The following is a 13027-nucleotide window of genomic DNA, read 5'->3' as shown; positions in this document are numbered from 1 at the left end:
CTGATACAGATTACACTCCGTCACATGGAACAGGTTGCGGTCCTGCGGGCAGCAGGGTCCGTCGGTGCGACGCAGGGAGGCTGATGGTGAGCGAGGTGATCCGGGACGGCGCCAGGGTGTTCGAATTCACCGTGCCCGTGGTGGTGGTGGGCGCCGGTGCCGCCGGTCTGGTTGCGGCGCTGGCGGCGCGCGAGGCGGGTGCCGAGGTGCTGGTGCTGGAACGCGATGTCGTGCCGCGCGGCTCCACCGCCCTCTCCGCCGGGCTGATCCCGGCCGCCGGCACGCGCTGGCAGAAAGCCGCCGGCATCGCCGACACGGCAGAGGCCTTCGCCGCCGACATCATGGCCAAGGCGAAGGGGGAACCCGACCCCGATCTTGTGGCCCTGGTGACGCGGGAGGCCGGCCCCGCCGTCGAATGGCTGGGCGACCGCTACGGCCTGCCCTTCTCGGTGGTGGCGGATTTCAGCTATCCGGGCCACAGCGCCCGACGCATGCACGGCCTGCCGACACGGTCGGGCGAGGAGTTGATCGATGCGCTGCGCGGCGCGGCAGAGGCCGCCGGCATCGACATTCTGTGCCAGGCGACCGTCACCCGCCTCTATGCCGACGACGACGGCCGTATCGCCGGCCTCGCCTTCACCCGCCCCGACGGGTCGGTCGACGAGGTCGGCTGCGGCCGGTTGATCCTGGCCTGCAACGGCTATGGCGGCAACAGGGCGCTGGTGCGCGAACACATCCCGTCGCTTGCCGATGCGCTCTATTTCGGCCATGACGGCAACAAGGGCGATGCGCTGCTCTGGGGCCGGGCGCTGGGCGCCGCCACCCGCCATCTGCCCGGCCATCAGGGCCATGGCTCGGTCGCCCACCCCGCCGGCATCCTGATCAGCTGGGCGACGATCACCGAAGGCGGCATCCAGGTGAACCTGGCGGGCGAGCGCTTCTCCAACGAGGCCACCGGCTATTCCGAACAGGCGGCCGAGGTGCTGCGCCAGCCGGACGGCCTTGCCTGGACGGTGTTCGACGGCCGCATCGCCGCCATCACCCGCCAGTTCGAAGATTTCAAGCGCGCCGAGGCCATGGGCGCCGTGCTCACGGCAGACGACCTGCCAACACTCGCCCGCCGCATGAACGTTCCCGCCGACGCGCTCATCCGCACCATGGACGCGGTCGCATCCGCCCGCGCCGGCACCACCCCCGACGCCTTCGGCCGCGACTTCACCACAACGGCCCCGCTCACCGCCCCCTATTGCGCGGTCAGGGTCACCGGCGCGCTCTTCCACACCCAGGGCGGCCTGGTCGTCGACGCCTCGGCCCGCGTCCTCGACACCGCAGGCCACCCCCTGCCCAACCTCTACGCCGCCGGCGGCGCCGCCTGCGGCGTCTCGGGCGCCAAAGCCGCCGGCTATCTGTCGGGCAACGGCCTGCTCACCGCGGTGACGCTGGGGCGGGTGGCGGGGCGGGCTGCAGCGGCGGCGTGATCACCCCGCCCGCGCCAACGCCGGCCGGCCGGCCAGGCGGGCCCAGTAGGTTTCGAAGGCCGGGCGGCGGTCGATGGTGCCGAATTGCAGGCCCCAGCCGATCTGGGCGCCCAGATACACATCTGCCGCGGTGAAGCGGTCGCCGGTGAGGTAGGGGCCGGCGGAGACGGCCACCTCCAGCGTGTCCATCACCCGGGTGAAACTGCCGTAACCGATGCTGCGTTCGCGGTCGGCCGGCACCTCCAGGCCGAAGGCCCGGTTGCTGACCGCCGCTTCCAGCGGCCCCGCGCCGAAGAACAGCCAGCGGAACCAGGCCGCGCGTTCATGGGGCCGGGGGGCGAGCCCCGCCTCGGGGAAGGTTTCGGCCAGATAGGCGCAGATCGCGGCCGTCTCGGTCACCACCGCGCCGTTATGGACCAGGGTCGGCACCTTGCCCATGGGGTTGAGCGCCAGATAGTCGGGCGCCTTCATCGGCGCGCCATACTCCAGCACCACGGTGCGGTAGGCGACGCCCACCTCTTCCAGCATCCAGCGCGCGATCATGCCGCGCGATTGCGGGTTGGTGTAGAGGATCAGGTCGTCGGACATGGGGAGGGGCTCCGGCTCAGCGGGTGGCGATCATGAACAGGCGCGGGAAGGGCAGCAGCACCGTGCCGTCGGCAAGCGGCGGATAGGCGGCGGCGATCTTCCTGCGGTAGCGGTTCAGGAAGTCGTCGCGCTCGGCCGGGCTCAGCGGGTCCAGGAAGGGGCGCAGCCCCGTGGCCTTCACCCAGTCCACCACCGCATCCGGCCCGCCGGGCAGGACATGGATATAGGTGGTCCGCCAGATATCGACCCGGCCCGCCAGATTGCGCAGCAGCTGGTAATACCAGGCGGCGGGCGGCAGGGGCGCGCGGGCGGCACCCGCCAGCCGGTCCGCCCAGGGTCCTTCGGCCGCGGTCTCGCGCATCGCCACATGGCTGGGCTCGGCCATGTTGTCGGGCATCTGCACCGCCAGACTGCCGCCCGGGGCCAGTCGCTCCACCAGCGCCGGCAGCAGCACGTCATGCCCCGGCACCCATTGCAGCACGGCGTTGGACAGGATCACGTCGAACGGCCCGGTCGCCTGCCAGCGGCTGACATCGTCCTGCGTGACCTCCACATCCGGCAGCCTTGCCCGGGCCGCCGCCACCATCTCGGGCGAGGAATCGAGGGCCGTCACCCGCGCGCCCGGGAAACGGTCGATCAGCACCGCGGTCGAATTGCCCGGCCCGCAGCCCAGATCGACCGCGGTCCGGACCGGATCGGTCGGGACATGGGCCAGCAGATCGACCACCGGGCGGGTGCGCTCGGCCTCGAATTTCACATACTGCGCGGGCGACCAGGTCATGAGGCGGGCTCCGGATGTGGGTGCACAGTCTGCGCCGGAGGGCTGGCGCCCGCAACCCTCTGGTACCCGCAACCCTCTGGTACCCGCAACCCTCTGGTACCGGGACCGACCCGCGGGTAAGCTGATGACCAGAACAAGGCCGCAGGAGCCACCGCCCGATGAGCACCGCCCCCGACACTGGCACACCCGATACCGACGCCCTCGAAGCCTGGTTTGCCGACCACGTCCCCGGCCGGCATGGCCGGCTGGCGCTGGAGCGCTTCGCCGGCGGCCAGTCGAACCCGACCTTCCGGATCCGGAGCGAGGCCGGGACTTACGTGCTGCGCCGCAAGCCGCTGGGCGAGGTGCTGCCCTCCGCCCATGCGGTCGACCGGGAATTCCGGGTGCTGGCCGCACTTCAGGGCACGGGCGTGCCGGTGCCGCCGGTGCATGCGCTGTGCACCGATCCCGCGGTGTTCGGATCGATGTTCTATGTGATGGATTTCGTGCCCGGCCGGATCTTCTGGGATCCGCGCCTGCCCGACCTTACCCCGGCGGAGCGGGGGGCGATCTTCTCGTCGATGAACGACGCCATCGCCCGCATCCATGCGCTCGACCCGGATGCGATCGGGCTGGGCGATCACGGCCGGCGCGGCAATTACGTCGAACGCCAGATCGCCCGCTGGACCCGCCAGTATCGGGCGTCGGAGACCGTGGCCAACCCGGCCATGGAACGGCTGATCCAATGGCTGCCCGAACATGTGCCGGCGGAAGACGACACCCGCCTGGTTCATGGCGACTACCGGCTGGACAATGTGATCATCCATCCCACCGAACCCCGGGTGGTGGCGGTGCTGGACTGGGAGCTGTCGACGCTGGGCAACCCGCTGGCCGATTTCGCCTATCACATGATGACCTGGCGCATCGCCCCCGGCCTGTTCCGCGGCCTGGCCGGCACGGATTTCGCCGCCGCCGGCATCCCGGACGAGGACGCCTATCTTCAGATGTGGCTGGCCCGCACGGGCTTTGCGCCCTCGCCATCCTGGGATGTCTATGTGGTGTTGAGCCTGTTCCGCCTGGCCGCGATCCTGCAGGGCATCGCCCGCCGCGCCCTGGACGGCACCGCCGCCAATGCCGATGCCGAAGAGGTCGGCCGCAAGGCGGTGCCGCTGGCCGAACTCGCCTGGTCGTTTGCGGAAAAGATCCGCTGATCTTTAATCCGCGGCGGCCGGATCGGCCGGCCGGGCGGATGGCGGGCGGATCGCGGCCGGATCGGCCAGCCGCAGCAGCGGCAGCACCAGGGCGAAGACCAGGGTGGTGAGGCCGAAATAGGCCGGCCAGCCCAGCGGATCGGCGATCCAGCCGCCGGCCATATGGGCGGCCGTGGCGGTCAGATAGAAACTGCCGCGCAGCACGGCGATATCGGTCCCCGCATGGGCGGGGCGCGCCCGTTCCATCGCCAGGATGTTCAGGACCACGGTGAAACCGGCATAGACCGACAGCTGCAGAACCCCCAGCGCCGCCAGCGCCCCGCCATCGATCACCAGCCCCCGTGCCGCCGCCAGCGCGAAGCCGGTCCAGGCGGCCAGGGCTGCGACCTGGAGCACGACCAGCGCCACCAGAACCCGCGCGGCGCCAAGGCGGCCGGCAAGCCAGCCGCCGGCCCAGGCCGCCGCCAGGCTGGCGATGGTGCCGCCACCGCCCAGAACCAGGCCGATCCGCGCCATGGTGAGCCCGGCATCGGCGAGGAACACCGGGAACATCGCAACCGGCAGGGCCAGCGGCACCGCCACGATCGACAGCCCGGCCATCCGCCGGCGGCCCCCGGCATGGCGAAGCATGTGGCCGAGTGCGGCAAAGGCGCCATCCAGGCTCTCTGCCCCCCCGGCGGCTTCGGCATCCGCCCGGCCGCGCCCGCGGCCGTCGCACGCGCCCAGCCCGATCATCGCCGGCAGCATCAGAATGCCGAGCACGGCGGTGATCAGGAAGGCGTCCCGCCAGCCGATGTCGTCATACCAGGTGGTGAGCACGCCGCTGCCGATCCAGGTGCCGAGGAACAGCGCCGCCGCCCGCAGCCCGTTGGCGCGGGCCATCAGCCCGGGTGCGTCCGCCGCCATCTCGCGCAGCAGCGCATTGGCCGCCACCTCCTTGGTGGCGAACAGGATCGAGATCACGAACAGCAGGACCAGAACGGTCAGATAGACCCGCCGGTCCAGGCCCGCGGCCGCCGTCGGGTCGATGGCCGCCACCAGGGCGAGTGCCGCCGCGGCCAGCACCTGGGTCACGATCATCCAGCGACGGTGGCGGGCGGCGGCCGCCGCCGGGGCGCGGGCGCCGCGATCGACCAGCGGCGCCCAGAGAAAGGCGATCCCGGTCGGCAAGGCCAGCAGACCCAGCAGGCCGACCGCGGCACTTTCCGCACCCCCCGCCCGGAGCAGCACCGGCAGGGCGGTGTACAGAAAGCCGTAGAAGCAGCCGAGCGGCAGGTATTGCAGCGCCAGACGCAGTTCGATCATCACCGCGCATCCCCGCCATCGGCCATCAACGGCCTGAGCGCACGGTCGGTGAAGCCCCGCCATGTGCGCCAGGCGAACAGCACGGCGATGGTGGTGATGCCGGCCAGAATACCGTACCACCAGCCGGCGGCACCTTCGGCCGCGCCCATCTGCCAGCCGACCGGCATGCCGATGGCCCAATAGGCCCCCAGCATCATCAGCAGCGGCAGGTTGACGTCGCCGCGGCCGCGCAGCGCGCCGCCCAGAACCACCTGCAGGGCATCGATCACCTGGAAGGCCGCCGCCAGCAGCAGCAGCCGTACCGCCAGCGCCACCACCACCTGGTCGGCGGTATAGATACGGGCGATATCCGGGGCCAGAGCCACCACCAGCACCGCGGTGATCAGGGCAAGGCCGCAGCCCAGCATCAGACCGGCCGCAAGCGCGCGGCGCGCCGCGACGGGATCGGCCGCGCCGATCGCCCCGCCGACGCGGATGCTGACCCCGATCGACACCGAGACCGGAATCATGAACAGCACCACGGTGACGTTGAAGGCGATCTGATGGGCGGCGAGCGCCACGGCGCCGATGCCGCCGATCAGCACCGCCACCGTGCTCATCATCGAATATTCCACCAGGAAGGCGAGGCCGATCGGCACGCCCTGGCGCAGCAGCCCCAGCATGGCGCGCAGATCCGGCCGCAGGGGCACGGTTCCGCGCCGCGCCGGCGCATAGCGCCCGGCGGTGAGCGCGCGCGTGGTCAGGATCAGGGCGCCGGTCGCCATGCAGATCGCGCTGGACACGCCGGCACCGGCCACGCCCAGCCCCGCGCCGGTGCCGGGGCCGAAGGCATCGTCGAACATCAGGACCAGGTTCAGCGGCACGTTCAGCAGGGCGATGAAGATCGCGGTCAGCATCGCGGGGCGGGTGTCGGAATGGCCGTCGCAGAAATAGCGCGCCGCCATCGACAGCCCGACCATCGGCACGCCCGGCGCAACCGCGGCAAGATAGGCCGTGGTCGGATCGATCAGCGCCGGATCAACCCCCATATGCGGCAGCAGCTGTGGCATGCCGAAGACCAGGAACAGCGCACCGATCAGACCGATGGCCATGCCGCCCCAGGCCGCCTGCACGGCATCGCGCCCGCCGGCGCCGTCGCGCCCGGCCGCCGCATGGCCGGCGATCCGCGGCAGCAGCACATAAAGCGCGCCGCCGATGAACGTGGTGACCGGCACCCAGATCGCCGCCCCCAGCCCCACCGCGGCCAGCGCGCCGGTACCGAGCCGGCCGGCCATGATCGAATCCGTCGCCCCCGTGGCCATATAGGCGAGCTGCGCCACGACGATGGGGGCCGCCAGCCGGGCCAGAACGCCGGTCTCGGCAACGAGCCCCGGCGGGCGCGGCCGGGTGGCGGGATCGGCGATCGAGGTGGTGGTCATGATCTGCGGCCCTCAGCTGGGGGAGGTGCGGTAAAAGACAGCCGTCAGGGTCGTGACGTCCCGGGGACGCCCGACCCTGACATCGGCCGGTCGGATTATTTTCCGGCCGCCTCAGGCAACCGCCTTCAGATGCCGCGCGACCACATCGGCGATGGCATGGTCATCCAGCCCGCGGCGGCGGAGATCGCTGGTGAAGGCGTCCAGATCCACCCGGTTCACCGGCCGCTCGGCCGGGGCGCTGCGCGCACCCATCTCCAGCGCAAAATCGAAGCGCCGGCGCTCGGTCTCGCGCACCCGATAGCGCATCACCTGGTCGACCTGATTGTCGGGCGTGAAGGTCAGCACCACCGGCTCGATCGCATGCAGCGCCGGCTCGTCGATATAGGCCGAGGCGCAGATGATCACCTGGTCGCCCCGGGCACAGGTGCGGGCGGCGGCGCCGTTCAGCACACAGGCGCGGGAGCCGGGCTCGCCGAAAATCACATAGGTCTGGATACGGGCGCCGCTGGCCTTGTTCCAGATGTCGACGAATTCGAGCGGCCGGATCCCGGCCAGGTCGCACTGTTCCGGATCGAGGGTGATCGAGCCGTGATAGTCCAGATCGGCACCGGTGACGGTGATGCCGTGAAACTTCGCGCGGACGACGCGGATCATCGGTGGTCCTCCCTTGGGCGGCCGCCGGGGCGGCCGGGCGCAGACGGATCGGGATCTGACGAGAAGACGGGCGCTGCGGATCGGCCCTGCCGCCCGGGGCGGCATCGCGCCCCGTCGAGGCGAAGAGCATCGGGATGATACGCGCCCGTTCCGATATATTGCGAATGATTCTCACTCGCGTCTCATGCAAAGCGACAGCGTTAACCATGCGTTAATTGCATAGCTCAAGAGGTCAGGGTCGCGGTCGGCGCAAACGTCTCAGCCACATGGACGGGTTGCAGCGGAACTTTTCAAAGCCCGGTTGTAGCCCGCTTCCCGTCTCCCGCATCCGGCAGAGGACGTCGCCCATGCTTCCTTCCACCACCCGGCCGTCCGGCGCCGCTTCCGGACCGACCCGCCCCTGGCCGCGCGAGGCCGCCCTCGGCCGGTTGATGGAACGGGCGGCGGCCGCTCGCGGCGCCGCCCCCGCCCTGATCTTCCCCGATCGCACGCTGTCTTATGCCGGGCTGGAGGCCGTAAGCCGGGCCGTCGCCGCGGCCCTGATCCGGCACGGCATCGGCCCGGGTGCCGCGATCGGCGTCTTCAGCGCCCGCTCGGCCGCGGCGGTGGTGGCGATCACCGGCATCGTCCGCGCCGGCTGCGTCTATGTGCCGCTCGATCCCGATCTGCCCGACCAGCGGCTGGCGGTGATCGCAGGCGTGGCCGGGCTCCGCCTGATCGTCACCGGCCCGGGGGTGGATGCCGCCCGCGCGACACCGCTTGCACCGCAGGTGACGGCGCTGGCCGGGCTGGAGGCGGTGCCCGCACCGGACAGCCTGCCCGAAACCGGCATCGGCGGGGGCGATGTGGCGGAGATCCTGTTCACCTCGGGCTCCACCGGCGTGCCCAAGGGGGTGGCGCTCACCCATCGCGGCATCGCCCGGCTGGTCACCGCCCACGACATGGCCGGTTTCGCCCCCGGCCGGCGGATCGCCCAGACCGCCACGCTCGCCTTCGACATCGCGACGCTGGAGATCTGGGGGACGCTGATCACCGGCGCCACGCTGATCGGGGTACCCAAGCCGGTGCTGCTGGATGCCGCCGCCTTCCGCGCCCATCTCGCCCGCCACAGCATCGATACGATGGTGATCGCCACCAGCCTGCTGCACGGTCTGGCGGCGCAGGATCCCGGCGCCTTCACCGGCCTGCGCGCCATCCATGCCGGCGGAGAGCCGCCCGATCCGGTGCTGTTCCGCCAGGTTCTGGCCGCGAGCCGGCCCGACGTGCTGAACAACGGCTACGGCCCCACCGAAACCGGCGTCTTCGCAACCATGGAGCCGGTGGCCCCGGCCGGGGATCCGGCCGCGCCCATTGCCTCGGGCCGGCCGATCGGCGCCACCAGCGTGCATGTTCTGGATGCGCAGATGCAGCCGGTAGCCGATGGTGTGGCGGGGGAGATCTGGATCGGCGGCGACGGCGTCGCGGCGGGCTATGTCGGCGACGAGGCCCGCACCCGTGCCGCCTTTCATCCCGATCCCTTCTCGAACGAGCCCGGGGCGCGGCTCTACCGCACAGGCGATCGCGGCATACGCCTGGCCTCGGGCGCGATCCGCGTCACCGGGCGCATCGACGGCCAGATCAAGATCCGCGGTTACCGGATCGAACCCGAAGAGGTCCAGGCGGCCCTTTCCGGCGCACCCGGCATCGCCCGGATCCTGGTCGGCGCCTGGGAGGTGGCGCCCGGCGACCGGCGCCTGGCCGCCTGGGTGGAGACGGGGCCGTGTCCGGCCGAACCGCCGCGGGCGCTCGCCGCGCGTCTGCGCGCCTGGCTGGCCGTCCGCCTGCCCGACTGGATGATCCCCGCCTGGTTCGTGCCGGTCCCGGCCTTCACGCTCACCGTCAACGGCAAGATCGACCGAAGCCGCCTGCCCGCGCCGGAAGCCGGGCTGATCGCGGCGGAGCAGGCCTGGGCCGCGGCGGCCCCGGCCGAGGCCGGCACGCTGGGCCGGGTGGTCGGCCTGTTCCGCGAGGTGCTGCGCAACCCGCTCTTCACCGCCGATGACGGCTTCCTGGAAGCCGGCGGCAATTCCCTGCTCGCCGCCCGTCTTCAGGCCGCCATCGGCCGCGCCTTCGGCACGGCACCGCCGATCGCCCTGCTTCAGGCCCCGGAGACCGCACGGGTCGCGGCCGCCTGGCTCGCCGCCGCCGCCTGGGCGGGTGACGCACCGCAGGCCCGACCCGCCGCCCACGCCGATTTCGAGACCGTGAGGATCTGATCCGCCATGACCGTACAGGCTTCTCCCGCCACCGCATCCGTCGAGGCGGCGGCCCTCGTCTCTCTGGTTGCCGCGGCAGGCGGGCGGATTGCCGTCGACGGCACCGAACTGGTCGTCGACCTGCCGCGCGACCGGCTGACCGACGATCTGGCCCGGCGGCTCAGATCCGCCAAGCCGGCGCTGATCGCCTTCCTGTCCGGCGCCGGCGACGGCATCGACGAGGCCGAGCCCCAGGTGACCGCCGACCCCGCCAACCGCCACGCCCCGTTTCCGCTGAACGAAAACCAGCAGGCCTACTGGCTGGGGCGGGACGATCATTTCGAACAGGGCGGTGTCGCGATCCGGATCTATCTGGAGATCGAGCGCGCCGGTCTGGATCCGGCGCGGTTCGAACATGCCTGGCGCCGGCTGGTCGCCCATCACGACATGCTGCGGGCGGTGGTGCTGCCCGACGGCCGCCAGCAGGTGCTGGCCGACCCGCCGCTCTGGTCGCTGCCGGTCGAGGATCTGACGATGCTGGATCCCGAGACGGAAGCGGCACGGCTTCTGGCGCTGCGCGAAGAGCTGTCCCATGAATGCCACGATCTGGAACGCTGGCCGACCTGGACGATCCGCGCCCTGCGCCGGCCGGGCGGGGTGGTGCGTCTTCTGGTCGGCATCGATTGCTGGGCGATCGACGGCCGCAGCTGGCAGGTGATGTTCGGCGACCTCGCCACGCTCTATGAAGATGGCGATGCCGTGCTCAAAACCACCGGGATCGGCTTCCGCGACTATATCCTGGCGGCCGGCCGTGCCGAAGAAGGGCCGGCCTTCGCCCGCGATCTTGCCTATTGGCAGGCGCGCATCCCCCATCTGCCCGGACCGCCGCCGGTGCCACGGGCGGCACGCCTGCCGGAAGGCCGGCCGCGTTTCCGCCGGTTGAGCCTGCGCATCGATGCCGGCCTTCTCGCCGGGTTGAAGCGGCGGGCGGCGGCGCGCGGCCTCACCCTCGCCTCCACCCTGCTTGCCGCCTATGCCGAGGTCTTCGATCGCTGGAGCGGGTCGCGGCATTTCATGCTCAACGTCCCGCGCTGGAACCGCCGCGACCTGCATCCGGACGTGCCCGATATCATCGGCGAGTTCGCGACCTTCACCCTGCTCGAAGTCGACAACCGCCCGACCGGCAATCCGGCGGACGACGCCTTCGCCGCCCGGGCCCGCCGGCTTCAGGACCGGCTCTGGACCGATCTCGCCCATGCCCGGGTCTCGGGCGTGCGGGTGCTGCGCGAATGGCGGCGGCTGTCGCCCGATGCCCCCGCGGGCACCATTCCCTTCGTCTTCACCGACGAGCCGGACAGCCGGGCCACCGATGGTGCGGCCGACGACCCGCGGACCCGGTCGTGGATGGCCTCCATCTCGCACATCGGCGATGTGGTCCATTCCTTGAGCCAGACGCCCCAGGTCTGGATCGACACCCAGTATCACGAGCTGGACGGCATCCTTCTCGGTCATTGGGACGCCCATGATGCGCTGTTCCCCGACGGTCTGGTCGACGACATGTTCGCCGGCTGGGAGGGGCTGATCCGCAGCCTGGCCGCCGGTGACGACGCCTGGTCCGATCCCTGCCCGATCCCGCTGCCGGCAGGTCAGATCGCGCGGCGCCGGGCCGCCAACGCCACCGCCGCCCCCATCGACCGCACCGAGCTGCACGATGCCGTCACCGGCCATGCCGGCCGCCTCGGCGATGCGATGGCGGTGGCGGACGGCAGGGGCCGCCTGTCCTGGACGGCGCTTGCGGACCGGATCGCCGAAACCGCCGGCCGGCTTGCCGCCGCCGGCATGTCGGGCGGCGATGTGATCGCGGTGGCGATGCGCAAGGGCGCGGCCCAGCTGGTCGCCGCCCAGGCGATCCAGCGCCTGGGGGCGGTGATGGTCGCGGTCGATCCCGACCTGCCCCCGGCCCGCCGCGCGCATATCCTGGCCGACAGCGGCGCCCGGCTGGTGCTGGTGGACGAGACGACCGCCGGGGTCGAGGGGCCGGCCGTCATGGCCGTCGACATCCGGGCCGCGGCCGATCCGGCGCTGGTCGCCGCGGGCCGTGGTCTGGCGGCACCCGATCCGGCGCGGCCGCTGGCGGCGCTGGTCTATACCTCCGGCTCCACCGGCCTGCCCAAGGGGGTGATGGTCCCGCGGGAGGGGCTGTTCAACCTGGCGACCGACATCCGCGACCGCTTTGCCCTCGGCCCCGACGACACCGCCATTGCGCTTGCCCCGCTCCATCACGATCTGGGCCTGGTCGAGGCCCTGCTGATGCCCCGGATCGGCGTGGCCGTGGTCTTCCCCGATCCCGACCGGGCCCGCGATCCGGACCACTGGATCGAACTTGCCGCCCGCCACCGGATCACCTTCTGGAACAGCGTGCCGGCCATGGTCACCATGCTGGCCGATCACGCCGCGGCACTTGGGCTGCCGGCGCCCTTCCCCGATCTGCGCGTCGCCGTGCTCTCGGGCGACTGGATCCCCCTCGACACCCCCGCCCGGCTGGCGCGCCTGGCGCCGCGCTGCCGGCTGCAAGGCAGTGGCGGCCCCACCGAGACCACCATCTGGAACCTGTTCCAGCCGGTCGACGCAGTCGATCCCGCCTGGACCAGCATCCCCTACGGCCGGCCGGCCCGGAATTCGGGCTATCACGTGCTGGACGATGCCGGCCGCGACTGTCCCGACCATGTCACCGGCGAGTTGTGCGCCACCGGCGCCGGCCTGTCGCCCGGCTATCTGAACGATCCCGAACGCACCGCCCGGGTCTTCGTGCCCCATCCGGTGACCGGCGAGCGGATGATGCGCACCGGCGATCTCGGCCGCTGGCGGCCCGACGGGCGGATCGAATTCGTCGGCCGTGCCGACGGACAGGTGAAGCTCAACGGCATCCGCATCGAACTGGGCGAGATCGAGGCCCAGCTCACCGCCCATGAAACCGTGGGCCGGGCCGTCGCCCTGCCGATCGCCACGGGCGACGGGCGGCGGATCGGCCGGCTGGCGGCCGTGGTGACGGCTGCCCCCGGTGCGGCTCCCGACCCGCAGGCCCTGGCCGCCTGGCTGGCCGGCCGGCTGCCCCGGCAGGTGATCCCGGCGCCGATCCGGGTGGTGGCGCGGCTGCCGCTCACCGCCAACGGCAAGATCGATCGTGCCGCGCTGACGGCCCTGATCACGGATGGTGCGGCCGCAGCCATCCCCGCCTGCACCGGCGGCTGGCCGGCCACCGCCGCCGAACGCGCGGTCGATGCCGCCTGGACCGAAATCCTGGGCGCACCGCCGGCCGATCCCGAACGGAGCCTGTTCGATGCCGGCGGCGACAGCCTGGCCGCCATCCGCCTCTATG

At 71.9% G+C, this 13027-nt stretch carries 9 protein-coding genes (1 of these 9 only partly in view); 4 read left to right on the top strand and 5 right to left on the bottom strand.

Annotation, left to right across the window (positions count from 1 at the left end; genetic code table 11):
• The first annotated feature begins 83 nt into the window (after positions 1-83).
• Entirely contained in the window at positions 84-1478 is a 1395-nt protein-coding gene (locus tag P7L68_RS03945; protein WP_371999903.1) for an FAD-dependent oxidoreductase, read from the top strand.
• On the opposite strand, the gene P7L68_RS03940 is transcribed toward P7L68_RS03945, so the two are convergent.
• Entirely contained in the window at positions 1479-2066 is a 588-nt protein-coding gene (locus P7L68_RS03940) for a glutathione S-transferase family protein (RefSeq protein WP_371999901.1), read from the bottom strand.
• A gap of 16 nt (positions 2067-2082) precedes the next feature.
• A complete protein-coding gene (tam, locus tag P7L68_RS03935) occupies positions 2083-2847 on the bottom strand; it encodes a trans-aconitate 2-methyltransferase (RefSeq protein WP_371999900.1) in 765 nt (254 codons plus the stop codon).
• A 158-nt stretch (positions 2848-3005) separates the two neighbouring features.
• Here tam and P7L68_RS03930 point away from each other — a divergent pair, with 158 nt between their 5' ends.
• Positions 3006-4037 (top strand): phosphotransferase, encoded by a 1032-nt coding sequence (locus tag P7L68_RS03930; protein WP_371999899.1) that lies wholly within the window; start codon positions 3006-3008, stop codon positions 4035-4037.
• Between the two features lie 3 nt (positions 4038-4040).
• On the opposite strand, the gene P7L68_RS03925 is transcribed toward P7L68_RS03930, so the two are convergent.
• The 3 genes from P7L68_RS03925 to P7L68_RS03915 all read right to left on the bottom strand — a co-directional run bounded on the left by P7L68_RS03925 (position 4041) and on the right by P7L68_RS03915 (position 7414).
• Positions 4041-5342, bottom strand: a complete 1302-nt coding sequence (locus P7L68_RS03925) for a hypothetical protein (RefSeq protein WP_371999898.1) — start codon at positions 5340-5342, stop codon at positions 4041-4043.
• Complete coding sequence (locus tag P7L68_RS03920) at positions 5342-6760, bottom strand: MATE family efflux transporter (protein ID WP_371999897.1); 1419 nt, start codon at positions 6758-6760, stop codon at positions 5342-5344. Before P7L68_RS03920 ends, P7L68_RS03925 begins: the two co-directional genes overlap by 1 nt.
• Positions 6761-6871: 111 nt before the next feature.
• Complete coding sequence (locus P7L68_RS03915) at positions 6872-7414, bottom strand: aspartate 1-decarboxylase (RefSeq protein WP_371999895.1); 543 nt, start codon at positions 7412-7414, stop codon at positions 6872-6874.
• Between the two features lie 347 nt (positions 7415-7761).
• Here P7L68_RS03915 and P7L68_RS03910 point away from each other — a divergent pair, with 347 nt between their 5' ends.
• Complete coding sequence (locus tag P7L68_RS03910) at positions 7762-9669, top strand: non-ribosomal peptide synthetase (protein WP_371999894.1); 1908 nt, start codon at positions 7762-7764, stop codon at positions 9667-9669.
• 6 nt (positions 9670-9675) lie between these two features.
• Positions 9676-13027, top strand: partial view of an amino acid adenylation domain-containing protein gene (locus tag P7L68_RS03905; RefSeq protein ID WP_371999893.1) — the 5' portion only. It continues 3251 nt past the right edge of the window; only the first 3352 of its 6603 coding nucleotides appear in the window; the start codon lies at positions 9676-9678; its stop codon lies beyond the right edge, outside the window.

Source organism: Tistrella mobilis (genome assembly GCF_041468085.1).
GTDB classification, from domain to species: Bacteria; Pseudomonadota; Alphaproteobacteria; order Tistrellales; family Tistrellaceae; genus Tistrella; species Tistrella mobilis_A.
Note: the sequence above shows the minus strand (reverse complement) of the source record. Positions and strands in the feature narration are given on the sequence as shown.